Consider the following 24,590-nt stretch of genomic DNA (forward strand, 5'->3'; position numbering starts at 1 on the left):
ATGTCCTTACTTCTTGCCAGCCGTTTCTTTCCACTGCTTCAGGAAGGCCATGCGCTTGGCCGGGCCGAGGAACTGCAGCAGGATGGGATGAACCGGAATCGGCTTGATGTTGTCCTTGCCGACCTGCTTGATCAGGTCCGCACTGGTGGTTTCGCCCGTCACGTCGGCACGGATCGCGTACAGCTTCGATTCGTTGGCGATCACGGTCTGGCCGCGGTGGGAGAGCATGTAGTCCAGCCACAGCTTGGCGGCGTTCACATTCCTGGCCGACTTGTTGATGAAGACAACGCGCGAGAGGATCTGGGTGTAGTCCTTCGGCAGCACCACGCCGATGGAAGGATCGGTCTTGGCGCGCACCAGGGCATAGGAGCCCAGCACGTTGTAGCCGATCAGGTTCTCGCCGGAGGAAATGCGCTCCATCATGGTGCCGGTGGAGGACTGCACGCGTACGCGCGCCACGCCGAAAGCATTCTCCAGTTCCAGGAACTTCGGATACTCCTTGGCATCCTGGGTCATGAACATGAAGCCCACGCCGGATTTTTCGATGTCGTAGGTGGTGACCTTGTCGGCGAACTTCGGCTGCTGGATCAGCTTCACGAAGTCGGCGTGGGTCTGCGGCACTTCCTTGGGATCGAGCAGGCGCTTGTTGTAGACGATGGCTGCCGGCTCGAAGGTGGTGCCGTAGGCCTTGTCGTCCCAGATCGACCAGCCCGGAACCTTGGACGCTTCCACGGACTTGTACTGCAGGGCGTAGCCGTCGGAGGCCAGGCGCATCTGCAGGTCCATGGCGGAGGACCACATCACGTCGGCCGTATTACCGCCTGCCGCCGCTTCCGAAATGAAGCGGTTGTACACCTCGGTCGAATTCATGTCGTTGTATTCGACGGTGATGCCGGGATAGAGGGCGTTGAAGTCCTTGATCAGGGGCTGGGTAGCCTTGCTGTCGGTGGCGCCGTAGATCACCAGCTTGCCTTCCTTCTTCGCGCCGTCGATCAGCTTCTGGTAGTCGGCTGGATAGCCGGCTGGGACCTGGGCCATTGCGGCGCCCGCGAACAGGGCTGCCATGGCAGCAGCCAGCATCGTTTTCTTCATCATATTGTCTCCGTCGTTGAAGGATTTTTAGCGCATCAGCCCTAGCTGGCTGGCGCGCGTGCTGTACTCGTCTACAGCTTTCTGCACATAGTCGGTCAAGGCCTGACCGGTAAGGGTGAAGGGATAAAGTCCTGCTTCGCTGCGCAGGCGGCCGAATTCTGGCGCCGCCATCATGCTGTCGAAGGCCCGCACCCAGCGCTGGTAGTCGGCAGGCCTGGTGTTGGGGCCCATCCACACGCCGCGGATGATCGGCCATACCACGTCGTAGCCCTGCTCGCGCGCAGTGGGAACATTGCTCAGCAAACCAGGCAGGCGCTTTTCGGACAGCACGGCCAGCACGCGCACGCTGCCGCCCGGCGCCATCAGGTGCGCTTCCGACGCATCGCCGGACACCACCTGCACATAGTTCGCCTGCATGGCGGTGAAGGCTTCGCCGCCGCCCTCCAGCGCCACGAAGCGCAGCGCCTTGGGATCGATGCCCGCCGACTTCACCAGCAGCGCCATCTTCAGCCAATCCTGGCTGCCGATGGTGCCGCTCACGCCGATCAGCAGCTTGGACGGATCGCGCTTGAGCGCTCCCATAAGCTGCACCAGCGTCTTGTAAGGCGAGTCCGCGCGCACGGCGATCATGCCGTAGTCCGCGCCCAGCGCCGCCACCCAGCGCACGTCGGAAGGCTTGGCCTTGCCGAACTTGCCCTGGGCGAGATTGAGCAGCGAGCCGCCGGAGAAAGCCACGAGCGTATCGCCGTCGCTGCGGCCGGGCAGCGCCAGCGAGTGCCAGGCCACCGCGCCGATCCCGCCCGGCATGTAGCTCAGGTGGACGGCTCGCGTTGCATGGTCCGGCACCAGCTGCAGGCCGCTGCGCACCAGCTTGCAGGTCAGGTCCATGGCGCCACCCGGCTTGGACGGCACCACGCACTCGACCCCGCGCGGCGCCGCCATGCCGCTGCCGGGCAGCAGCAGGAAGGCAAGCAGGATGGGCAGGAGGCGGCGCATGGCTCAGGTCTTAGAAGCGGTGCTGGATGCCGACCATGGCGCCGTGCTGGGCGTCCGCGAAGCCTGCGTCGTCGCGCGAGAGGCCCACCAGCTGGCCATGTTTGGCCTTGGCGTAGCCCACCGTTGCATACAGGTCGGTGCGCTTGGACAGCGCGTAGCGGTAGCGCGCCACGTACATGATCGGGTCCGCGTCCTTGCCCGCTGCCACGTTGCGCACATCCATGTAGTAGATGGCGCCGGTCAGCGTCACGTTGGGCTGGGGCTTGTAGGCCAGGCCGGTCCAGTAGGTGTTGGCCTTCACGTCCGGCGTTGCCGCCTTGCCGGATTCCAGGCCGTAGTTGCGGCCTGCCAGCCACACCTTGAAGGGACCGGTCTCGTAATACATGCCGAGGTGGTAGGCATTGGTGTTGTCGCGGCGGCCCGTGGCCACGAGCGTGTTGCCGTTGATGCGCTCCCAGGTGCCCATCAGGCCAAGGCCGTTGGCTTCGTAGCTCACGGCGGCGGCGATCTTGGCGCTGTCCTCGCTGCTTGCGGCCTGCTCGCCGAAGGCGTAGGTCACGCCGTACTTGAAGGCGCCAGTGCTGCCTGCATATTTGACCAGGTTATCGAAGCCGGTGGTCATGCCGTACTTGCTGGGACCCGTGGCGTTGCCGCTGGTGGCCCAGGAATAGAAGGGAGCGAAGCCCATCGGGTCGAAGCGGATGACGGTGTCGTACACGCTGGTGAAGGAGCGGCCCAGCAGCAGCGAGCCGTAGGCGCCTTCCAGGCCCACCGTGGCCTGGCGCTTGAACAGGTTGCCGTCCTGCGCGCCGGTGTCCATGAGGATGCCGCCTTCCAGGCGCCATACGGCTTTCAGGCCGCCGCCCAGGTCTTCGGAACCGCGCAGGCCCCAGCGCGAGGTGTTCATGCCCCCCGAGCTGACGCGGGTCACGGATTTGCCATTGGCTGCCGCGTCGGACATATAGTCGACGCCCAGGTCGAGCAGGCCGTACATTTGCACATTGGACTGGGCGTGGACGCCCGCGGCGGTCAGCATGGCCGCAGCGGCCATCGCGATGGAAGTTCTTTTCACAGATTGTCTCCTGGGTTTATAGTTGTGTTCCGCATGCCATCAACAGGCATGGGCGAACTATAAAATCCACAACCTTTCAAAAGGCTTTCAGCCAAATTTCAATGCGCATTCTGCTGGTAGAGGATCATACAGAATTACAACACTGGCTGGCGAAGGCGCTGCGCGACAGTCACATGACCGTCGAATGCGCCGACAACGGCGCGGACGCGGACGCCCTGCTGCACACCCAGGAATATTCCCTCATCATCCTCGACCTCACGCTGCCGAAGATGGACGGACTGGAAGTGCTGCGCCGCCTGCGCGCGCGCGGCACGCGCACGCCGGTGCTCATCCTGACGGCGCGCGGCGGGCTGGACGACCGCGTGCAGGGCCTGAACCTGGGCGCGGACGACTACCTCGCCAAACCTTTCGAACTGGTGGAGCTGGAGGCGCGCGTGAAGGCCCTGCTGCGCCGAGGCCTGGGCAACGAAGCCCTGGTCTACCGCTGCGGCGAACTGAGTTTCGACACGGTCTCCCGCCTGTTCAGCTATTTCGGCGAAAACCTGGCGCTCACGCCGCGCGAACATGCCGTGCTGGAGGCGCTTATCACCAACAGCGGCCGCGCCGTGGCGAAGGAAAAACTGTTCGGCCAGGTGTTCGCCCTCTCCGACGAGGCCAACCTCGACGCCATCGAGCTTTACATCCACCGCGTGCGCAAGAAGCTCGAACGCGGCGAGCCGGGCGCCGCGGCCATCACCACCCTGCGCGGCATCGGCTACCTGCTGCAGCCGCGCGATGCCGTGCGCTAGATGAAGGCCCTGTTCGAGCGGCTCAGCGGCCGGTTCCGCCAGCGCAGCATGGGCAGCCTGCGCGGCCAGCTCCTGCGCTGGCTGCTGCTGCCGCTCATCGTGCTCGAAACCCTGAACACCGTGTCGGCCTACCGCAACGCCCTCGATGCGGCGGACCAGGCCTACGACCGCTCCCTGCTCGCTTCCACCCGCGCGCTCGCCGAACGCGTCACCATCCAGGACGGCCGCGTGGTGGCCGAAGTGCCCTATGTGGCGCTGGACAGCTTCGAGACCGATACGCTTGGCCGCATCTACTACAAGGTCACGGGCCTGCATGGCGAAACCGTGTCCGGCTACGACGACCTGCCGGCCGTGCCGCCCAATGTGCCGCGCTCCGAGAGCTACCCTGCCCTGGTGCGCTTCTACCACGCGAACTACAACGGCCAGCCGATCCGCATCGCCGCCCTGCTGCAGCCGGTGTACGACGACTCCATGCGCGGCATTGCCCTGATCCAGGTGGGCGAAACCCTGGATGCGCGGCGCACGCTGACCAACAAGATCCTGCTCGACACCGTTCGCTGGCAGGCGGGCCAGCTCATTGCGGCCACGCTGCTGATCTGGTTCGCCGTGCGCCTGGTGCTGCAGCCTCTCATGCAGCTGCGGCGCGCGGTGGAGGCGCGCAGCGTGTCCGACCTGGCCAATCTCGACCCGGCCCTGGTGCACAAGGAAGTGCGCCCGCTGGTGGAAGCCATGAACGCCTCCATGTCGCGCATCCAGAGCCTTCTGAGCAGCCAGCGGCGATTCATTGCTGACGCCTCGCACCAGCTGCGCACCCCGCTCGCCGTGCTGCGCACGCAAACGGAGATGGCGCAGCGCGAAGTGGAGCGGCACGGCGCCGCGCCCGAACTGCGCGAGGTGCTCTCCAGCATCGCGGGAACGACGGACGCCACGGTCCACCTGGCCAACCGCCTGCTGATGCTGGCGCGCGTGGAGCACAGCCAGGGCGGCAAGACCGAGCCAGTGGCGCTGCGCGCCCTGCTGCAGCAGGTGGCGCTGGAACTGGCGCCGCAGGCCGTGAACCGGCAGGTGGACCTGTCGCTGGAGGATTCGCCGGAAGTGCAGCTGCAAGGCCAGGCCCTGCTGCTGCACGAAATGCTGGCCAACCTGGTGGACAATGCGCTGCGCTATACGCCGGCGGGCGGCAGCGTGGTGCTGCGCGTGCTCGAACAGGAAGGCGCGCCGGTGCTCGAGGTGGAAGACAGCGGCCCGGGCATTCCGCCGGCGGAGCGCGAGCGCGTGTTCTCGCCCTTCTACCGCGCTTCGTCCTCCATGCAGCTGAACCCCGGCGGCGCGGGGCTGGGCCTGGCCATCGTGCGCGACATCGCCACGCTGCACGCGGCCGCGATCAGCCTGCACGAGGGAGAGAACGGCCGGGGCCTGCTGGTGCGCCTGCGCTTCCCCGCTGCGCTCAATACTCACTGACGGCCGGGCAACTGCGCCGCTCCGCGGGCTGGCCCATGACGCGCCGCACGACAGGGCGCGGCACGCGCCAGCGGATGAAGAAGCGGTGGGCCGAGGGCAGGCCGGCCGAATGCTGCAGGCCGATGCCGAGCTCGACCACCCGCGCCATGAGGCGGTCGCGGCGCTCTTCCTCGTTGTTTTCCAAAACGGCCATATTGCCCTCCTGCCCAGCAGTCTAATCCCGGCGCCGCGGCGCGGGCGCACGGGTGGCCCGGCTTTCCGTTGCGCAGCAGCAACTTGCGGTTTTCCCGTGGCGGCTTGGCCGTATAATGAACCCAGGCAAGCGGCCTGCCGCTGCGGGAGAAACAATGGGTGCGAACGAAACGAATGGCCAGGCAGTCAAGACGCTGCTGCTGGTGGATGACGAACCGAATATCCTGTCGGCGCTGACCCGCGTGCTGCGCCTGGACGGCTACCGCATCCTCACTGCCACGGGCGGCGCCGCCGCCCTCGCCCTGCTGGAGAACGAGACGGTGGACGTGATCGTGTCCGACCAGCGCATGCCCGGCATGCTGGGCGTGGACTTCCTGCGCCAGGCCAAGGCGCTCTACCCCAGCACCATCCGCATCATGCTCTCCGGCTATACGGAACTGCAGTCGGTGACGGCGGCCGTGAACGAAGGCGCCATCTACCGCTTCCTCACCAAGCCCTGGGATGACGAGCAGCTGCGCGCCAATATCGCCGACGGCTTCCGCATGAAGGCCGTGGGCGACGAGAACGTGCGCCTGTACCGGGAGCTGAGCGAGGCGAACGCCAAGCTGGCCGCCGCCAACGCGCAGATGCGCCAGCTGGTGCAGGAAAAGCAGGAGCAGATCGTGCTGGACGAAATCAGCCTGGCCGTGGCGCGCGAGCTGCTGAGCTCCCTACCCCTGCCTGTGATCGGGCTGGACGACCAGGAAACCATTGTCTTCATCAACGACGCGGCCGCCGCCATGTTCGGCGACTACGGCCTGCTGCTGGGCCAGAGCTGCTCCACCGCCATGCCGCAGCTGCATGCGGCCCTGGCCCAGGACGGCGCCGCCCGCAGCATCGAGCTGGCGGGCAGGCGCTACCAGGTGCAGCAGCACGCCATGGGCAGCAAATCCGCTTCGCGCGGCACCCTTATCACCCTGAGCCAGTGAGACCTGCATGAATACCCCCGCCGAGAGCCTGGTGACCCGGCCCCTGAGCCTGCCGCCCATGCCGCAGGTGGCGGCCGAGCTGCTCAGCAGCATGGGCCGCGAAGAGATCGACGTGAGCACCCTGGCGCGCAAGATCGCCGCCGACCAAGCCCTGGCCGCCAAGACCCTGCGCCTGGCCAATTCTTCCTTCTATGGCCTGTCCACCAAGGTTGCCACCATCCAGCAGGCGATTACCGTGCTGGGCTTTCGCAGCGTGCGTTCCCTCGTGACCGCCTGCGCGATGACCTCGGTGTGGCCGCAGCAGCCGGGGCATCCGCCGCTGGAGCGCTTCTGGCTGCATTCGGTGGCCGCCGGCGCCGCCGCGCGCGCCCTCGCCATGGCCACGCGCCGGGACAGCGAACTGGCCTTTATCGCGGGCCTGCTGCACGACCTGGGCTCCCTGGTGCTGGCCAGCCAATTCCCCGCCCACTACCAGAAGGTGATCGAGGCCATCGAGGCGGGCGCCCCTTCGGTGCAGGCGGAACAGGAAATCCTCGGCATGGACCACGCCCAGATCGGCGGCGCCCTGGCCGAGCACTGGCGCTTTCCGCCCTCGATACGGGAGGCCGTGGCGGCCCACCACGCCGAGGACGGCTCGGGCGGCGAGCTGGGCGCCCTGGTGGCGGGCGCCAATGTGCTGGCCCACTGCCTGGCCGGAGAACGCAGCACCGGAGAGGAAGGACCGGCCATCATGGCGCGGCTCGGCTTGCCGCCCGAAGCCCTGGACCTGGTGATGGCCAATACCCAGCTCGCGTTCGGCCCGCTGAAGAACGTCCTGCTCAGCCAGGCGTAGTGCCCATGTCCGCCGATTCCTCCGCGCTGCCCGGAGCGCCGCATACGGTGTCCCTGTCCGATTTCATCGACGGGCACCCCGTGGCCACCTTCGTCATCGACAACCGCCACGTGGTCACCCACTGGAACCGCGCCTGCGAGCATCTCCTGGGCTGGGACCGGGCCGACATGCTGGGCACCAGCAACCACTGGAAGCCGTTCTACTCGTATGCCCGCCCCCTGCTGGCTGACCTGATCGTGGACGGCCGCCACGACGAGATCCACCGCCACTACCAGCGCGAGTTCGCCGCCTCGGCCGTGATTCCCGGCGCCTACGAGATCGAGGACTTCTTCCCCAGCATCGGCGCCCAGGGCCACTGGCTGCATTTCACGGCCGCGCCCCTGTACGACGAGCACGGCCGCATGGTGGGCGCCATCGAAACCCTGCAGGACGTCACGGAGCGGCGCGTCGCCGAGAACGCCATGCGCGCCACGCGCAACAATCTGGAGCAGATCGTGCGGCACCGCACGGCGGAGCTGGCGGAGAGCAACCGCAAGCTGGCCGACGATGTGCGCCAGCGCTACGAGGCGGAGGAAGCCCTGCGCGCCCGCAACCACGAGCTCACGCAGGTGAACCAGCGGCTCCAGCTGGCCCAGCAGCAGCTGCTGCAGGCGGAGAAGCTGGCCTCCATCGGCCAGCTGGCCGCCGGCGTGGCGCACGAAATCAACAACCCCATCGGCTATGTGCTGTCCAATTTCACCAGCCTGAAGCGCTATGTGGACCAGCTCTTCCAGGTGCTGGACGCCTGCCAGGGCGCGCCCGGCCTGGTGCTGCCCCTGCCGCAGTCGGAGCTGGACTTCCTGCGCGGCGACGTGGCCGCCCTGCTCACGGAATCGAGCGAAGGCATCGAGCGCGTGCGCCATATCGTGCAGGACCTGAAGGACTTCTCGCGCGCCGACGCCCAGGCCGAATGGTCGCGGGCCGACCTGAACCGGGGCATCGATTCCACCCTCAACATCGTGGCCAGCGAAATCAAGTACAAGGCCGAGGTGGTGAAGGAGTACGGCGAGCTGCCGCCCGTGGAATGCATACCCTCCCAGCTCAACCAGGTCATCATGAACCTGCTGGTGAATGCCGCGCACGCGATTGAAACCGTGCCGGGACGCATCACCTTGCGCACCGGCCACGACACGGCAGCCGATACCGCCTGGTTCGAAGTAGGCGACACGGGCTGCGGCATGTCGCCCGAGGTGCAAAGCCGCATTTTCGACCCCTTCTACACGACGAAAGCCATCGGCAAGGGTACCGGATTGGGCCTGGCGGTATCCTATGGTATCGTACAGAAACACGGCGGCCATTTCGAAATCGAATCCAGTCCCGGCGCCGGCTCGCGCATCCGGGTCGTCCTGCCAGTGAGCCGCCGCGCAACCGAGGAAGCGGAGAACAGCCAATGACAATGCCGGTCCAGACCGACAATGCCAGTGAAGCGGTACCGGCAACGGTGCTGTGCGTAGACGACGAACCGAACATCCTGGCATCGCTGCGGCGGCTTTTCCGTTCGCAGAACTACCGCGTGCTCATTGCGGAAAGCGGCGCGCAGGGCCTCGCCGTGCTCGAGAAGGAAACGGTGGACCTGGTGATTTCGGACATGCGCATGCCGGAGATGGACGGCGCGCGCTTCCTGGCCCAGGTATGCGAGCGCTGGCCGCACATCACGCGCATGCTGCTCACCGGTTATGCCGACATCCAGTCCATCCAGGACGCCATCAACTCCGGCCAGATCTACCGCTACATCACCAAGCCCTGGGACGACAACGAGATCCTGCTCTCCGTGCGCCACGCCCTGGAGCGGCATGCGCTGGAGGCCGAGAAGCGGCGCCTGGAAGAACTCACGCGCCAGCAGAACGAAGAACTCAAGGAACTGAACTCCAACCTGGAGGCCCAGGTCGAGGAGCGTACGCGCCAGTGGCGCGCCGAGCACGAGGCCACGATGGCCGCGAACGAAAAGCTCAAGCGCAACTACATCACCACCATCAAGGTCTTCTCCAGCATGATGGAGCAGCGCATCCAGAACGCGCCGGGCCATGCGCGCGAGATCGCGGAACTGGTGCGGCTGCTGTGCGGGGAACTGGGCCTGGATGCGCGCGAGACCCAGGACGTGTTCGTGGCCGCCCTGCTGCACGACATCGGCAAGATCGGCTTCTCGGACGAGCTGCTGGCCACCCCCTACACCCTGCTGCAAGGCGAGTCCCTGCACCAGTACCGCAAGCATCCCCTGCGCGCCGAGCAGCTGCTGATGCCGCTGGACGACCTGCGCGGCACCGCCGCCATCCTGCGCGCCCAGATGGAACGCTTCGACGGCAACGGCTTCCCGGACGGACGGCGCGGGCTGGAGATTCCCCTGGGCGCGCGCATCCTCGCGCCCGCCCTTGACTACTACAACCTGCAGCAAGGCCATATCGTGCAGCGCCACCTGCCGCAGGCCGAGGCGCGCGCCCTCATCGTGAACGCTTCCGGCAAGCGCTACGACCCGAACGTGGTCGCAGCCTTCAGCACCGTGGTGGATGGCGGCGCCAACACGGTGCAGGCGGGAGTGGCGGTGCTGTCCGGCGAACTGCGTCCCGGCATGACGCTGGCGGCCGACCTGGTCAGCCGCGAAGGCCTGCTCCTGCTGCCGGCCGAACACGTGATGGAAGAGCGCATGATCCAGCAGGTGCTGGACTTCGAAACCAAGAGCGGCGCCCGGCTCTCGATCCGCGTGCATCCACCGAAGCCGCAGGCGTAGGGTTGCCATAGGGGGAGCTCACGTGCGAACCGTCGATACTCGTGAAGCGCAGGCTAATTTTTCGAAACTGATCGAGGCTGTCAAACAAGGGGAACAAATTGTGATCGCAATCGCAGGCAGCCCCGCGGCCATGCTTGTGCCCCCGAAGTCTCGCAAACCTGTTCGCAAATTCGGTGCGATGAAAGGCAATATTCACGTCGATCCGGATTTCGACGCTCCTCTGCCAGACGACCTGGAAGCTGCGTTCGGAGCGCGATAACAACTCGTCCCTGACGAAGCAGCCAGTTACACTCTACTCGATCTTATTGCTAGACGGAACTCTACCAAGTCGGTGGCATTGCTGCGGATTGATTTCTCGTCGACGACATTTCAGAAGTTGTAGAAGAACCCGATCGTAAAACAAGCGCACAGTCCAGATGGATCAAGGTGCCAGGCGATAGCAGCCATAGGATTTGGAAGTGCATCTGCATACCCAATTCCCTATAGGTGCTACATGAACCAGTCAATCTTCCATGCTGCGACGGCGGCATTTGCGCTGCTCTCCGGACAGGCCGCTGCGGCGACACAAAATCAGCTTGTGTGGGCAGAGACCCAAGCAGACCGTGGCAAGATGCGCCGTCATTGGACTTGAGAACTTCGCAGACATCGACATTGGGTATGTCAGGAAGAACAACATTGGTGCGCTGACCTTCCATTCCAGGACCCAAAACTCGGAGTACCTAGCAGCTGTTGCCGCTGCGTTCTCCCAGAAGTTCGCCGCGGCGGCAAAGCGATTGGCTAGCTATAGCCAAAGTATGCCGGTCGATGGAACGGAAATGAACCTGGAGGAGGATCCGGGCACCGGTGGAGATAGCGGTGGCGGCTTCAGCGGGCCTATCATCGTCATCCCGGGTACGCCAGATCCAGGACCCGGAGGGGGTGGCACGGGCGGGAGCATCCCTGGTGACTTCTACGTTCCAATTGACTACACACCACCAACTCCGCAGGATCCGCCTGGCACGGCGCCTGCGGACTTTTCAAAGGCGAGAGATCCCGTCAACTATGTGAAGTGCGTTGCGGATGCCTACTCGACTCTCATGCGGGGCTACCAGTATTGCGCACAGCGTGGCGGCACTTCGAGCCAGGTTAACCAGTGCTATCAGGAGAACCAGGAATACTACGCTTACACATTATTACCCTACTGCCGAGAACAATACTTCTGAGATCTATGCTCGCTCCTGCCCTCTGGCTGGCAGGAGCATTCTCGAACCAAACGCCTCATCCTCAAGCCATAAGAACTTCCAGCCGGTACGCTCGCGGTGGTCAATTTGAACGTAGGTCATGTGCATCGCCTGCTGAATTGCTTGCCAGCTGTCGACGCCCATCACAAGAAAAGGGGATGTTTCAATAGGGCCAAGGCGTACCTCGCACTCCCATTGAAATCGTCCCTTCTCTGCTGGAATCAATACTTCGACTTGCCCGTTCACCTGCTTGCCCTCAGGGCTAGTAGCAACGTATTGCCGAGAACACACAGCCAACGTCATCTGAACCTCCTTGGGTGCCGGAAGAGTCAGGCCTTCGGCGCCTCGGCGCCGGGGGGCTGGACGGGGAGGTGGACGGTGAAGCGGCTGCCTTTGCCCAGTTTGGAGACGACCTCGATACGGCCGCCGTGCTTGTTGACGATGCCGTAGGAGAGCGACAAGCCCAGTCCCGTGCCGCTGCCCACCGGCTTGGTGGTGAAGAAGGGTTCGAAGATGCGGTTCAGGTGCTCCGGCGCGATGCCGCTGCCGGTATCCGTGAATTCGATCCACACCCAGCCGTCCGCCGCCCCCGTGCGGATGCGGATGGCGCCACGCTCCTTGATGGCGTGGCCCGCGTTGATCAAGAGGTTCATGAAAACCTGGTTGAGCTGGGACGCCAGGCAGGTGACTGGCGGCAGCTGGCCATACTGCTTGTCGATCGTGACCTTGTATTTCAGTTCGTTGCTGACGATGTTGAGGGTGCTCTCGATGCCCTGGTGCAGGTCGGCCACCTGCCATTCGGTCTCGCCCACGTGCGAGAAGTCCTTCAGGGCCTGCACGATGTCGCGCACCCGCTTCAGGCCGTCCAGCGATTCCTTCACCAGCGACTGCACGTCTTCCTTCAGGTAGTCGAGGTCGGCCTTCTCGCGGATGGCGGCCACGCGGTCGGCGAACTGGCCGGAACTGGCCAGCATGCCCTCGTAGTCGGCGATCACCTGGAACAGGCTGCCCGTGTAGTTGGCCAAGGCGTTCATGTTGGAGTTCACGAAGCCCACGGGATTGTTGATCTCGTGCGCGATGCCCGCCGCCAGCTGGCCGATGGAAGCCATCTTCTCGGATTGCAGCAGCTGTTCATGCGCCTCGCGCAGCTTGGCGATGAGGGCCTGCTGTTCCACGTCGCGCTGGTTCAGGGCCTGCTCCATCACCTTGCGTGCCGTGATGTCGGTAAGCGCGCCCACCACCTCGAGGGGCGCGCCCTGCTCGTCGCGGATAAGGCGCAGGGAATCGTGCATCCACAGGTAGTCGCCACTCGAAGCGCGGAAACGGTATTCGTACACGCGCTCGCCCTCGCTGAACAGCAAGGCCAGGCTGGAGAAGATGTTGGGTGCATCCTCGGGATGGATATGGTCGAACCAGAAGTTCGGGTCGGCCAGCATTTCCTCCGGACGATAGCCCAGCACGTGGAAGACGTTGTTGCTGACGAAGGTCATCTTGAAGTCACCCGTCGGCACCGCGCAATAGATCACAGCCGCGGTGTTGTCGATCAGGTACTGCAGGCGAACCAGGGGATCGGCGGGGGCCGCAGCCTGGGGCGGCGTCTGCGCCGGCGGTGTAGAGAGGAGCTCAAATTCGTCAAATTGCATCGCATGCCCTTCCTTAACCTTACCGCTCCATTCTAATCCTTTCCTTATGGCTCTGGTACAGCGATCTGGCGGGGCAGCGGCGGCGCCACAACGCCTTGCAACAAGAAAGTTTCCGGGCTGGCAGAAATCGTTGGAAAACTGTCCGATAAGCAAGTACAGCTGGGGCGATACTGGCGTCCGTTCAAGTACCAAGGATATGGAAGCATGATGATTTTTCTCCGCCCCGCCCTCTTTGCCGTGGCCACGCTGCTGGCCGGATGCATGTCGGCGCCCCCTGCCCTGGACCTCTCGCTGAGCCGCGCCACCGCGCCGCATGGCATCCGGGCCGAAATCAAGCCGCTCACCGAGCCGGTGCCCTTGCAAAAGCTGCATGCATGGGAGCTCAAGCTGAGCACTCCGGACGGCCAGCCCGTCACCGGCGCCCGCATCACGGTCGATGGCGGCATGCCGCAGCACCACCACGGCCTGCCTACGCAGCCGCGCGTGACGAAGGACCTTGGCAATGGCCGCTACCTGATCGAGGGCGTGAAGTTCAGCATGTCCGGCTGGTGGGAAATCAAGCTGGCGATCGAAGGGCCGAACGGCACGGACAAGGTCACCTTCAACCTCGTGCTGCCGGAATCGTGATGCGCAGATACCTGGGCAGCGCCCTGGCGGCCGCAGCCTGTGTCGCGGCGAGCCTTGTCATGGCAGGCGGCGGAACAGAATGGAGCGCGGCGGAACGCGCCGTTCTGGCAACGCTGCGTTTGAACCAGCTGCCGCCGGCGCCTGCCGATCCCTCCAACCGCGTGGCCACGCTGCCCGCCGCAGCCACCCTCGGCAAGCGCCTTTTCTTCGACCGCCGTTTGAGCAGCAACGGCGCCGTATCCTGCGCCAGCTGCCACGATCCGCAGCTGCAGTTCCAGGATGGGAAAGCCGTGGCGCAGGGCGTAGGAACCGGCATCCGCCGCACCATGCCCATTGGCTCGGCAGGCCACACGCCCTTCCTCTTCTGGGACGGCCGCAAGGACAGCCTGTGGGCGCAGGCCGTGGGCCCGCTGGAAGACGCCGCCGAACATGGCGGCAACCGCCTGGCCTTCGCTCACCTGATGCGCGCTCACTACCGCCAGGACTACGAATCCGTATTCGGCAAGCTTCCGGACCTGGAAGGCCTGCCCGCCGATGCTGGTCCCCTGGGCACAGCTGCGCAGCAGGAAGCCTGGCAGGCGCTCGCGCCGGAGCGGCGCAGCGAGGTGTCGCGGGTGCTGGCCAATATCGGCAAGGCGATCGCCGCCTACGAACGCACCCTGCACCACGGTGAAACGCGCCTGGACCGTTATATCGGCGCGGTGCTGGACGGCGACCCGGCCGCAGGAGATATCCTGAGCGCGGCCGAAATACAGGGCTTGCGCATCTTCATCGGCAAGGGCCGCTGCGTCACCTGCCACAATGGCCCGCTGCTCTCCGACCAGCAGTTCCACAACACCGGCATCGCGCCGCACGGCCCGGCGGAACAGGCGCTGGGACGGCGCAGCGGCGCCGCCAAGGTGCTGCGGGATGAATTCAACTGCCTGGGCCCCTATAGCGATGCCCGCCCCGAGCAATGCGGCGAGCTCCAGTTCCTGGCGGCGGACGGCCCCACGCTGGAAGGCGCGTTCAAGGCGCCGAGCCTGCGCGGCGTGGCACTGCGCCCTCCTTACATGCATGCCGGCCAGCTGGCCGGGCTGGATGCGGTGATCGCGCACTACCGCGCCGCCCCGCCGGCGCGTTACGGCCGCAGTGAGCTCAGGCCCGTCGCCCTCAGCGGCGAAGAGGCGCAGTACCTGCGGGCCTTCCTTCTCTCGCTGGACGGCGCCATCGTCGAGCGCGAGCGCTAGGCGGGCGGGGGGACGGAGCGGCCGGTGCTGCGGAAGCGCGCACGGAATTCGTTGGGAGCCACGTCGATATGGCGTTTGAAGGCCAGCCGCATGGTATCGGGCGAGCTGAAACCGCAGCGTTCGGCCACCCGCGCCAGCGGCAGGTTGCCGTCCGTGAGCAGGCGGCGCGCGGCGTCCACCCTCAGGCGTTCCACATATTTGGCGGGCGCCATGTTCATTTTCTCCACGAAGCGCCGCGCGAAATTGCGGGGGCTCATGGCCATGCGCTCGGCCAGTCTTTCGACCGACAGGTCCGCTTCCAGGTTATCGGCCATCCATTGCGTCAGTTCGGCGAAGCGGTGCGCGTCGCTGGCACTGGCCTGTGACGCAAGCTGGGCGCTGAACTGCGCCTGCCCGCCCGGCCGCTTGAGGAAGACGACGAGTCCGCGCGCCACCTGCATGGCCAGTGCGCGTCCCTGGTCGCCTTCCAGCAGCGAGAGCGCATAGTCGATTCCGGCCGAGATGCCGGCCGAACTGTGGCAAGGGCCCGCGTCGACGAACAGGGCATTCCGCTCCAGTTCCACGTCCGGGAACTGGCTCGCAAATTCGTCGAAATGCGCCCAGTGGGTGGTGGCGCGGCCGTGATCCAGCAGGCCCGTGGCGGCCAGGGGGAAGGCACCGGTGCAGATCGATCCGATGCGGCCGGAGCGTTCGCAGAGCGCACGCAGGGCATCAATCAGCGGCCCGCCGCCTGATGCCTGGCGCGCGCCGGGGCCGCCCGCCACCAGCAGCGTGTCCGCCGTCAGCGCGGGATCGTGCAGCGAGTGGGTGGCGAGAAGGGATACGCCGGAGGTGGTGGCAAGCGGGCCCGCCTCGGGCGCCGCGAGCACCAGTTCGTAGGGTTCGGGCTGGCCCGCGTTGCGGGACAGGACATTCGCCATGGCGAACACGTCCAGCGGCCCCGAGATGTCCAGCATCTGGGCGGGAGGAAAAGCGACGATGACAACGCGGTGCGGCATGTTCTCTACGATGGCGGCCGGGAAGCTGCCATTGTAGCGAAGCACGCCCCAGGCAGGAAGAAGCTCAGGTCCAGCCAGCGTCCACCACGAATTCCTGGGCCGTGATCATGCGGCTCTCGGTGGAGGCGAGGAAAAGCGCCATGCTGGCGATATCCGAGCCGAGAATGCGGCCGGGCAGGCACTGGTTGCGGTCCATCTCGGCTTCGCCTTCCGCGTCCACCCACTGCGCGAGCTGCTTGGGCGTCATCACCCAGCCGGGCGTCAGCGTGTTGACGCGCACATTGTGCTTGCCGTATTCGCGGGCCAGGCTGCGCGTCAGGCCGTTGACGGCCGACTTGCAGGCGGCGTAGACAGGATAGCCCGCCACCTTGTTCTTCCAGCCCGTGGAACCGAGGTTGACGATGGAGCCGCCGCCACGGCGCAGCATGCCGGGCATGACCGCCTGGGCGGCGAAGAAGGCCGTTTTCAGGTTGATGGTCATGAGCGCATCGAAGCCGTCGCTCTCCACATCGAGGAAGGCGTGGCGGGCATCGTTGGCGGTGTTGTTGATGAGGATATCGATGTCGCCGAAGTGGTCCGCAGCGGCCTGCACGGCGCCGCGCAGGGCCTTGATGTCGGCCAGGTCGGCCTCGACGAAGAAGGCCTGTTTGCCAGTGCCTTCCAGGGCGGCGAGCAGCGAGCGGGATGCCGCGGCGTCGCGGTCGGCGAATGCGACGTGGGCGCCCTGCTTCACAAAGGCGCTGACGATGTCCGCCCCGATGCCCGAGCCGCCGCCCGTGACGAATACACGCTTGCTGCGCAGGCTGGGATATTGCGCGGAACCCGCCAGTTCGGCCGCCTCGGCGCCGGACATGAGCTGCTGGCTGTGTTCACCCATCTTGTGTTCTCCTTTTTCTTATTCGATCGCCACGCGCACCGGGGATGCAATGCGCGCCTGCTCCGCTTTTATGTAGGCCTGCCATGCCGCCGCGTCCGGGAACTCGCCGGACCAGCTGGCGGCCGCGCCAAGGTAGTAGCGCAGCGGCCGGCCGGATACTGCCTTCGCCAGCACCAGTTCATTGTCCGCGTCGGCCGCATAGCCCTGGGCGCCGGGCAGGATGATGGCGACGCCGAAGTCGCCCGCGCTGCGCTGGCGCACCCACTGCGCCAGCACCTCCGGCATGCGGTAGGCGGTGACGGTGGGCGTCTGCTCGGGGTAGGCAGGCTTTTTGTTCAGGCCGAGCGCCACGGTCAGCGGCTGCCCGCCCGGGAAGGCGAAGGTGCTCTCCACGGTATCGAAATAGCGGCCCGCGTCCACTGTGAAGCGTTTGACCTCGCTGACAGGTACGCCGCCCGCATCCCACGTGTCGTAGGTGAGTTCGAAGACAGCGCGGATGGGGCCATTGGCGATGACGCGCCATCCCGAGTAGTTACGGCTCGTGAAAAGCTGGCTGCCGTTCCAGATGCCCGTGCCGCCTGCGCCGCGCGTGCGGCCCACGCCGTACATGTCCAGGCCTTCACCCTCATCCTTGTGGTAATGGTCGTGGCCCTTGTTGTACCAGCGGTCGATAATGGGATAGCTGGGGCGCTTGAACCAGATATCCACGCCGCTCGTCACCAGCACTTCCTTGCCGCTGCCCGGCGGCGCTGGAGCAGCGAGCGCCTGGCCGTAGGTGCGGTGGGCGATCTTGTCGTTCTCCCAGGCGAAATCGTCCAGGCGCTCAGGCACGTAGCGCGCTGCCACTTTCGTGGGAAACGGCGGCGAGACCGTGCCTGTTTTTTCGACCGTGAAGCGGGCGGACTGTTCGCCTGACGCAAAGTCGTGCTGGAAAATCAGCTCGCCATAGGCAATGCCCTCGCCCTTCGGGTCCTTCGCCTGCGGCGCCACGTTCGTGACCTGGTAAGGCAGGCTGCGGCCGTTCGCATCGCGCACGGCGATCTGCTGCAGCAGCGCGCCCGGCAGGCGGCGGTTCACTTCGGCCCAGGGCACGGTGATCGTTTCGGCGGGCCGCGCAGCCTTCAGCTCGTGCTGCACCGTGATGACCATGCGCTCCGCCGCCGCGGCATTCAGCGCGGCGATGCCCAGGCAGGCGGCAAGAAGGCGAAGCTTCATCAGTAGTTCACCGGATAGTCTTTGGGGAACTTGCGGCTGGAGAAAGCCTTCTTCTGCGTCCAGTCCTGTGCAGGCGCGGTCCAGTAGGAGTCGCTGGCGGGCAGGCCAAGCGCCAGCAGGCCGGCCGCGCCGATGTACATGCTGCCGTTGTTGGAGTACCAGTCGCCCAGTTCCGGCTGGTGGCCGCGGAAGCCGATCGTGAGGAAGCCGTCCTTCGTGAAGTTGCCTGGCTCGTCCCAGATGGCGCGGTGGGCCGCGTGCAGGGCCGCCCTCACCTGCCCTTCAGGCAGCGAGGCAGGAAGCTGCTTGCGCCATGCCAGCTGGGCGAGCGGCTGGAACACCGCCGTTCGGTAGGTGAGCGAGCGCCCGATGGGCGGATAGGTGCCTTCGGGGCCGATGAAGCGCTCCAGGTGTTCGCAGTAGCGCTGCGCGCGCTTGGTGGCCTGGGCCAGCAGCTCCTCCGGCTTGGCGTTCCAGAAAGGGCCTTTGCGCGCGGCCAGCACTTCCAGGATTTCCACCAGCATGGGGTGCATCACGTAGGAGCAGTAATAGTCGAAGTGGAAGGCGTCGCCGTCCTTGATCCAGCCGTCGCCCACATACCATTCGTTGATCTTGCGGATGGCGCCGTTCATGCGCATGGGGTCCGACTCCTCGCCGATGGAGAGCAGCCAGGCTTCGTTCATGGCCGCGAACAGCAGCCAGTTGATGTAGGGGACTTCGATGCGGCGCAGGCCCTTGATTTCGGCGACGATGCGCGCCTTGGTCGCCGCGTCCAGCGGCTCCCACAGCGTTTTCGGGGCGCGCATCAGGGCATTGGTGAAGTAGGCCGAATCGACCAGGGCCTGGCCGTGGCCGCGCCATGCCAGGTAGTCCGGGTTCTTCGGATCGACAGAGTTCGCATAGCACTGCAGCGCCATCTGCTGCATGCGCTTGCGCATTCTGCCTTCTTCCGTCGCGTCTTCCGGCAAGGCGAGCCAGGGCGCGGCGCCGGAGATGAGGCGGCCGAAGCATTCGAGGTAGGCGACTGCGGGATCGCGGCCATCCCAGGTGGGGCTCAGTTCGAGCGTGAACTTCTTTTTCAGCTCGCCCTTCGACATGAGGGTAAGCACGGGATCGGCCATCTGCTGCAGAAGACGCAGCATGTAGGCGCGCTCTCCCACGGCGGCGGCAGGCGCTCCGGCAGCCTGGCCGGCGGCCAGCAGGCCGCCCGCAGCCGAACCGGCTGCCAGGGCGCGCATGAAATTACGGCGTTCCATTTCTGTCTCCTTGTTATTTGTCGAGCAGGCGCACCATTTCGGATGCTGCCAGCAGGAAGGCGCCTACGCCGAAGTGCGCGGTCGAATTCTGGTCCACCACCTGTCCGGGAATGGCGCGGTCGCCGATGGGCTGAACATACCCGATTTTGCCATCCGGCTGGACAGCTGTGGAAGTGAGATAGCTCCAGCCCTTCTGCGCGGCGGGCAGGTATTCGGCGCGTGGCAGCAGGCCGTTATTGATGCCCCACAGGAGACCATAGGTGAAGAAGGCCGTGCCGCTGGTCTCGGGCCCCGGCGCATGCGCGGGGTCGAGCAGGCTGCGGGTCCAGTAGCCTTCCGGCTGCTGGCTGGCCTTCAGCGCCGCAGCCATATCCTTGAAGCGCTGGACGTATTCGGCGCGGTAGGGATCGTCCTGCGGCAGCTCGGCCAGCACCTTGGCCAGGCCTGCGAACACCCAGCCGTCGCCGCGGGCCCAGAAGTCCTTCAGGCCGTTCACGCTCTTGTGCTTCGGATAGACGTATTTGGCGTCGCGGTAGTAGAGCTTCGCGTCCGCGTCGTACATGATGCTGTTCGCGTACTCGTAGTACTCGTGCAGCTTCTCGAGATATTGGCGGTTGCCGGTGGCCTTGTACATCTTGGTCATGACCGGCATCACCATATACAGGCCGTCCGCCCACCACCAGTAGTCCTTGTTGGGGGTGCTCATCTGGTATTCCATCACCTCGCGGGCGCGGGCGATCTTGCGCGGGTCCTTGTCCAGCTGGTACAGGTCCGCGTAGGTCTGGAAGCAGATCTGCCAGTCGCCGAACAGCACATGGTCGTCCGTCTCGCCGTAGCTGTACTTCCAGTTCGCCTTGTCCTGGGACTTGGCGCCCATCCACTGGTTGTGGGCCGCCCACTCCTCCGAGTAGCGGCGGTAGCGTTCATTGCCCGTGACCTTGTAGGCTTCCATATTGCCCGTGTGGTAGGCAGCCACGTTCCAGAAGGACCATTCCTTCGCCGGCGTTTTCTCCTGCCAGTAGGTGTTGACCTTGTCGATCACGGCGATGACTTCTCCGCGCTTCGCACCCACATCCGGCGCGGCTGTGGTGCAGGCGCTCAGGGCGACGCTCAGCGTGAGCAGGAGGCCGGTCAGGTATTTGTTCGGGTTCATGGATTTCATCGATTGTCTGCGCAGGTTGGTGTCCATTCGAGTACGCCCACCCTTGTAGGGCCGGCGCGCGTAATCCCTTCGGCGTCGGCCTGGTGGACAGCCTGAAGGTAGAGGTTCAACTGGCCGCTGCGCTGCCAGAGTTCAGTGTCGAAGCTGGGCTCCCAGGCGCCCAGGCTGCGTTCCGCCAGGTCGCGCACCTGCCAGTGCCCTTGCCGCAGGTCGGCCGTGCAGGCTACGGACGCCTTGCTTCCCCGCTCCTCGTCGCGGAACAGCAGCCACGCCGAGGCGCCGCTGACCATGACCTGCGGCCGCGCCACGGGAATGGCCTTGGTGCCCTGGCCGGAAAGCGAGAACGGTGCGCGGCGGAACCCGAGGTTCGCCACATGCCACGCGGCGCCGTCGTGGAACAGCACACGGTATTGCGGCACGTCCGAACCCGGATCGCGCCAGTAGCTCGCGATGACAGGGTTGCCCCTGTCGTCGGCAGCCATGGCGGTCTGGTTGATCAATTCGCTCCTCTGGGGAATGCGGGCGGCATATTCGGCAGTAGCGGCAGTGATGGGCAGCGCGTAGCGCGCGCCGTTGCTGCGTTCCCACGTGACGCCGCCGTCCCGCGAACGGGCGTAGGCCATATCGTGGTTGCTGGCCACGTCGGGCGACTCGCGCCATACCCAGGAGAGATGCAGCGTTCCCGCCTTGTCCATGAACGCCTGCCAGTAGGCGTTGCGCTGCCCTTCCCCGCTCAGCAGATTGTCCTGCAGGTGGCGCCAGGTCCGGCTTGCAGGGTCGTAGCGGTTGACCACGAGGTTGCCGCGGCCGGAGCCGCCGTCGCGGTAAAGGAAAAGCAGGCCTCCATCGGGCATGCGGTAGAACTCGGGATAGGATACGGAGCGCTCGTCGCGCCCCGTCATCGCTTCCTCGGGACCGGCAGCCAGCGCGCCGGGCGCCGTGCTGCGCGCGTAGCGCAAGGGACCGTTGTGATGGTCCCAGGCCAGGTGAAGATACCCGGCACCGTCAACCATGATGCTGATGCTGTTGTGGGCGTCGCTGGCATTGCCGCGGTACTGGGTGGTGTGCAGCTCCCAGTCCCGCGCTCCCAGCTTGCGCTTGCCCAGTACGACCCTCGCCTCGCCGTCGTAGAAGGCGATGTACTGCATGCCTTCATGCGTGGCGAGGGAGTTCTTGCGGAATACCACGGCATTGACGGAATTCCCGGCCCAGCCATCGGCAACGTCCACGATACGGACGCCGTCCTGCCGCTCCACCGTGCCCGCGCAGGCGCACAGCGAGGCGGCAAGAGCCAGGCAGGAGATCCCGCGCAGCGCCATGCTTACAGCTTGCCCCGGATGCCGATCTTGATGGTGCGGCCGTCGTACTTCGCGTAGTCCATACGGGTCTTCTTGCCGCTGCCGTAACGGCCGGTCGCGTCCTCGAAGTAGTCGTAGGCCAGCGTGTTGGACAGGTTCAGCGCATCGATGCGCAGTTCCAGCTTGTCGCTGATGCGGTAGCTGATGTTGCCATCGAGGTAGCCGCGTGCGGCGCGCCAGCGGATCAGGTCGTCGCCGTTGTTTTTCGGGTTATCGCCATGCAGCGAGCGGCCCTTGTAGTTCCAGGAGAAGCGCACTGCCAGCGGACCGCTTTCGTAGTAAGCCGTGGTGCTGTAGGCGTACTTCGGCACGGAGTTGACTTCGATTTCCTTGCCCGCGTTGGTGATCCACTTCTGGCTGTTGAACGGATCGATATGGGTGAAGCTTGCCAGCGCGCCAAGGCCCTTGAACGGCTCTGGCAGGAAGTTGAAGGACTGCTGGTAGGCCAGCTCGTAGCCCTTCAGCACCTGCTCGCCCGCGTTGGTGTAGCTGCGCAGGTTCATCGGCAGGCTCGGGTCCACGCGGCCGGATGCGTCCTGGAAGATCGCGCCCAGGGCGGTGTTCGGCAGGCCGAGGGCGCCGAAGGTGGTCTGAGTGGTGTTGGACACCGTGGCGTCGGTCAGGGTTTTCTTGAACACGGCCGCCGAGACCAGGCCGCCCGGCTGGAAGTACCACTCCAGGCTCGTATCCAGGTTCTTCGACTGCTGCGGCTTCAGGTTGGGATTACCCGAAGTGGCAGTGTTGTCGAAGGGGTTGGGGATGACGGTCTGCGCGGCGATGATGCCCAGCGATGCGCGGCTGATCGTCTTGCCCCAGGATGCGCGCCACATCAGCGAATCCGTCAGGTCCAGGGCGGCGCTCAGTGCAGGCAGCACGTTGGTGTAGGAACCGTGCTCCTGGTTCGGGCCGTATGCCAGGCTCGTACCCTGCTGCTTGAAGTTGTCGATGTCCGTTTCGGTGCGCGAGTAGCGCACGCCTGCATTGAAGCGCAGGTCGTGTTCCATCACGGTGCCCTTGAAGTCAGACTGGACGAACCCGGTGGTGATGGTTTCCTTGGCCGTGAAGCTCTGGGCCGGGGTGAAGGCCGATGCCGGGTTGTAGGCCACCGGATCGAAGGTCGAGTAGGTGTAGTTGCGGTCGAAGGTGCCCCAGGCATGCGGCCAGCCGCCGCCGATGTCCAGGTTATCGATCGGCAGCTGCGAGGTCATGCCGGAACGCAGGCCAGCAGTGCCGATGGCATTCAGGCGCGCGGTCGCCAGCGAAGTGCCGTTGCGCTTGTGGATGCCCTTGGTGGTTTCCACCCATACGGCGCCTGCCTTCAGATGGCCGGTCCAGTCGCCTGCGAGGGCATAGTCCCAGTCGGCCACCACGCGGCCTTGCTTGCCGCGGTCCGTTTCCTTCGTGAAGTCCGTGCCGATGCCGAAGCCGGAGAAGTTGTTCGGGTCCGTGTAGCTGGTGGGCGAGGACATGGACGGATAGACGTGGTCCGTGCCGTAGTCGATGGTCGAATCGATGCCGAAGATCTGGCCCGACAGCGTGTCCTGGTAGCGTTCCGCCGTGCTGCGGTTGGTGCTGAACTGGCTGGTGAGCGAGAAGTCCTTGCTCACCTTCCACTTGGCGTTCAGGGCGGCGTAGCCGAATTCGGTTTCGTCGTCGCTGTAGGTCACGCCGCTGCTGTAGCTGGTGTTGCCGAAGGTGCCGGTCAGCAGGTTGGAAGACGGATCGATCTTCACGTTGAGGGGAATGAAGCCGTTGTTGCCGCTCTGGCCTGCCGGCGCGTTGCGGTTCGTGGTCTTGCTGTTGCGGACCAGGATGCCGAAGTAGACTTCGTCGCGGCGATTCTTCAGCTTCGAGTACATGGTATCGAGGCTGATATCCAGGTTGCCCTCCTTGAACTGCAGGGAGGAGACCAGGCCGTCGCGGGTGCGGTCGTTCTGCGAGCCGTAATAGCGGTAGATACGCGGCAGGAAGGCGTTGTCCACCTGGTCGCGGGTGTAGGTTCCCAGGTTGGCGCGCGGCGAGTCGTAGTCCAGGGTGACGGCGAAGTTGCCCTTTACCGGCGACTTGCTCCCGTTGAAGGAGCTGTTGTAGCCGCCCGTCGCTTCGAAGCCGGAACGGGTGTTGATGCTGGAGGAGTGCGAGCCGCCGATCAGGAAGCCGACTCGGCCCCAGGTGTTCGAGTACAGGGCGAAGCCGGTGGGGTCGGTGTGCTTCGAGGTGGTGTTGTACGAAGCGGACGCCGAGTAGCGCACGGTGCGCTTCGGATTGTCGAAGGGGCGCGGCGTCTGAAGGTCCACCACGCCACCCAGGCCGCCCTCGGTCAGTTCGGCCAGGGGCGATTTATAGAAGTCCACGCGGCCGAACAGTTCGGAGGCGAAGACGTCGTAGTTGAAGCCGCGCGCGGCGGAACCGATGGTGGCGGTGGAGGTGGTATTCACCGGCGCGCCGTTCAGGGTGGTCACCGTGTATTCGGTGGGCAGGCCGCGGATGGAAACGCGCTGGCCTTCGCCCGAGCTTTCGTCGCGGTTCAGGATCACGCCGGGCACGCGCTGCAGCGACTCGGCCACGTTCGCCTCGGGGAACTTGCCGATATCTTCCGCCACGATGGAGTCGCGCACGCCGATGGCCTGCTGCTTGAGGTTCAGGGCCTTCTGGAGGCTGGACCGGAAACCGGTCACCACCACGGTGTTGGCCGGATCAGCCGGCGCCGCCGCATCGTTCTGGGCGGGGGCAACCGCCTGGGCCTGGGCCGGGCTTGAATACGCCGCCGCCAGGGCGATCGGCAACAGGCTTGCTAAAAGTTTCTTTTTCATTATCTCTCCACTTAACTGCGTAAGCTC

Annotated in this window: 23 protein-coding genes; 10 read left to right on the plus strand and 13 right to left on the minus strand. The window is 65.3% G+C overall.

Annotation, left to right across the window (positions count from 1 at the left end; all coding sequences use genetic code 11):
- Positions 1-6: 6 nt before the first annotated feature.
- The 3 genes from LSQ66_RS11860 to LSQ66_RS11870 are packed head-to-tail and all read right to left on the minus strand — an operon-like array spanning position 7 to position 3,160.
- The gene (locus tag LSQ66_RS11860) at positions 7-1,095 is read right to left on the minus strand and encodes an ABC transporter substrate-binding protein (protein ID WP_231769979.1); all 1,089 of its coding nucleotides are present in this window, start codon (positions 1,093-1,095) and stop codon (positions 7-9) included.
- 24 nt (positions 1,096-1,119) lie between these two features.
- Positions 1,120-2,088 carry a tripartite tricarboxylate transporter substrate binding protein gene (locus tag LSQ66_RS11865; RefSeq protein ID WP_231769980.1) on the minus strand — a complete coding sequence of 323 codons (969 nt, stop codon included), beginning with the start codon at positions 2,086-2,088 and terminating at the stop codon, positions 1,120-1,122.
- Between the two features lie 10 nt (positions 2,089-2,098).
- Positions 2,099-3,160 carry a porin gene (locus LSQ66_RS11870; RefSeq protein ID WP_231769981.1) on the minus strand — a complete coding sequence of 354 codons (1,062 nt, stop codon included), beginning with the start codon at positions 3,158-3,160 and terminating at the stop codon, positions 2,099-2,101.
- A 101-nt stretch (positions 3,161-3,261) separates the two neighbouring features.
- Between LSQ66_RS11870 and LSQ66_RS11875 the strand changes: the two genes are divergently transcribed.
- Positions 3,262-3,948, plus strand: a complete 687-nt coding sequence (locus LSQ66_RS11875; RefSeq protein WP_231769982.1) for a response regulator — start codon at positions 3,262-3,264, stop codon at positions 3,946-3,948.
- Positions 3,949-5,409: a sensor histidine kinase gene (locus tag LSQ66_RS11880; protein ID WP_231769983.1), complete on the plus strand. Its 1,461-nt coding sequence runs from the start codon at positions 3,949-3,951 to the stop codon at positions 5,407-5,409.
- On the opposite strand, the gene LSQ66_RS11885 is transcribed toward LSQ66_RS11880, so the two are convergent.
- Positions 5,396-5,602, minus strand: a complete 207-nt coding sequence (locus tag LSQ66_RS11885) for a hypothetical protein (RefSeq protein WP_231769984.1) — start codon at positions 5,600-5,602, stop codon at positions 5,396-5,398. The genes LSQ66_RS11880 and LSQ66_RS11885 overlap by 14 nt on opposite strands.
- Positions 5,603-5,756: 154 nt before the next feature.
- Here LSQ66_RS11885 and LSQ66_RS11890 point away from each other — a divergent pair, with 154 nt between their 5' ends.
- The 6 genes from LSQ66_RS11890 to LSQ66_RS11915 all read left to right on the plus strand — a co-directional run bounded on the left by LSQ66_RS11890 (position 5,757) and on the right by LSQ66_RS11915 (position 11,367).
- A complete protein-coding gene (locus LSQ66_RS11890; RefSeq protein WP_231769985.1) occupies positions 5,757-6,569 on the plus strand; it encodes a response regulator in 813 nt (270 codons plus the stop codon).
- Between the two features lie 7 nt (positions 6,570-6,576).
- On the plus strand, positions 6,577-7,401 hold the full coding sequence (locus tag LSQ66_RS11895) for an HDOD domain-containing protein (RefSeq protein ID WP_231769986.1): 825 nt from the start codon (positions 6,577-6,579) through the stop codon (positions 7,399-7,401).
- Positions 7,402-7,406: 5 nt separating this feature from the next.
- The gene (locus LSQ66_RS11900; RefSeq protein WP_231769987.1) at positions 7,407-8,834 is read left to right on the plus strand and encodes an ATP-binding protein; all 1,428 of its coding nucleotides are present in this window, start codon (positions 7,407-7,409) and stop codon (positions 8,832-8,834) included.
- Entirely contained in the window at positions 8,831-10,165 is a 1,335-nt protein-coding gene (locus LSQ66_RS11905) for an HD domain-containing phosphohydrolase (protein ID WP_231769988.1), read from the plus strand. Before LSQ66_RS11900 ends, LSQ66_RS11905 begins: the two co-directional genes overlap by 4 nt.
- A gap of 22 nt (positions 10,166-10,187) precedes the next feature.
- Positions 10,188-10,424 (plus strand): type II toxin-antitoxin system Phd/YefM family antitoxin, encoded by a 237-nt coding sequence (locus LSQ66_RS11910; RefSeq protein WP_231769989.1) that lies wholly within the window; start codon positions 10,188-10,190, stop codon positions 10,422-10,424.
- A gap of 343 nt (positions 10,425-10,767) precedes the next feature.
- Entirely contained in the window at positions 10,768-11,367 is a 600-nt protein-coding gene (locus LSQ66_RS11915; RefSeq protein ID WP_231769990.1) for a hypothetical protein, read from the plus strand.
- Positions 11,368-11,370: 3 nt separating this feature from the next.
- Here LSQ66_RS11915 and LSQ66_RS11920 read toward each other — a convergent pair whose 3' ends face one another.
- On the minus strand, positions 11,371-11,688 hold the full coding sequence (locus LSQ66_RS11920; protein WP_231769991.1) for a DUF6968 family protein: 318 nt from the start codon (positions 11,686-11,688) through the stop codon (positions 11,371-11,373).
- Positions 11,689-11,714: 26 nt separating this feature from the next.
- Positions 11,715-13,028 (minus strand): ATP-binding protein, encoded by a 1,314-nt coding sequence (locus LSQ66_RS11925; RefSeq protein ID WP_231769992.1) that lies wholly within the window; start codon positions 13,026-13,028, stop codon positions 11,715-11,717.
- A 204-nt stretch (positions 13,029-13,232) separates the two neighbouring features.
- On the opposite strand from LSQ66_RS11925, the gene LSQ66_RS11930 reads away from it, so the two are divergent.
- Both LSQ66_RS11930 and LSQ66_RS11935 read left to right on the plus strand, forming a co-directional pair.
- Entirely contained in the window at positions 13,233-13,655 is a 423-nt protein-coding gene (locus LSQ66_RS11930) for a FixH family protein (protein WP_231769993.1), read from the plus strand.
- Positions 13,655-14,884, plus strand: a complete 1,230-nt coding sequence (locus tag LSQ66_RS11935) for a cytochrome-c peroxidase (protein ID WP_231769994.1) — start codon at positions 13,655-13,657, stop codon at positions 14,882-14,884. The genes LSQ66_RS11930 and LSQ66_RS11935 overlap by 1 nt, the downstream gene beginning before the upstream one ends.
- Here LSQ66_RS11935 and LSQ66_RS11940 read toward each other — a convergent pair.
- Genes LSQ66_RS11940 through LSQ66_RS11970 form a run of 7 tightly spaced genes read right to left on the minus strand, consistent with a single transcriptional unit; the run spans position 14,881 to position 24,563 of the window.
- Positions 14,881-15,927, minus strand: coding sequence for a GlxA family transcriptional regulator (locus LSQ66_RS11940; RefSeq protein WP_231769995.1), 1,047 nt, complete (start codon positions 15,925-15,927; stop codon positions 14,881-14,883). The genes LSQ66_RS11935 and LSQ66_RS11940 overlap by 4 nt on opposite strands.
- 19 nt (positions 15,928-15,946) lie before the next feature.
- Positions 15,947-16,759, minus strand: coding sequence for an SDR family NAD(P)-dependent oxidoreductase (locus tag LSQ66_RS11945; RefSeq protein ID WP_231769996.1), 813 nt, complete (start codon positions 16,757-16,759; stop codon positions 15,947-15,949).
- An 18-nt stretch (positions 16,760-16,777) separates the two neighbouring features.
- Positions 16,778-17,974 carry a DUF4861 family protein gene (locus LSQ66_RS11950; protein ID WP_231769997.1) on the minus strand — a complete coding sequence of 399 codons (1,197 nt, stop codon included), beginning with the start codon at positions 17,972-17,974 and terminating at the stop codon, positions 16,778-16,780.
- Positions 17,974-19,230, minus strand: a complete 1,257-nt coding sequence (locus tag LSQ66_RS11955; protein WP_231769998.1) for a DUF2264 domain-containing protein — start codon at positions 19,228-19,230, stop codon at positions 17,974-17,976. The genes LSQ66_RS11950 and LSQ66_RS11955 overlap by 1 nt, the downstream gene beginning before the upstream one ends.
- 13 nt (positions 19,231-19,243) lie before the next feature.
- Positions 19,244-20,392, minus strand: coding sequence for a glycoside hydrolase family 88/105 protein (locus LSQ66_RS11960; RefSeq protein WP_231769999.1), 1,149 nt, complete (start codon positions 20,390-20,392; stop codon positions 19,244-19,246).
- Entirely contained in the window at positions 20,389-21,711 is a 1,323-nt protein-coding gene (locus LSQ66_RS11965; RefSeq protein ID WP_231770000.1) for a BNR repeat-containing protein, read from the minus strand. Before LSQ66_RS11965 ends, LSQ66_RS11960 begins: the two co-directional genes overlap by 4 nt.
- Positions 21,712-21,713: 2 nt before the next feature.
- Positions 21,714-24,563, minus strand: a complete 2,850-nt coding sequence (locus LSQ66_RS11970; RefSeq protein WP_231770001.1) for a TonB-dependent receptor — start codon at positions 24,561-24,563, stop codon at positions 21,714-21,716.
- Between the last annotated feature and the right edge of the window lie 27 nt (positions 24,564-24,590).

The organism is Massilia endophytica, assembly GCF_021165955.1.
GTDB lineage: Bacteria > Pseudomonadota > Gammaproteobacteria > Burkholderiales > Burkholderiaceae_D > Rugamonas > Rugamonas endophytica.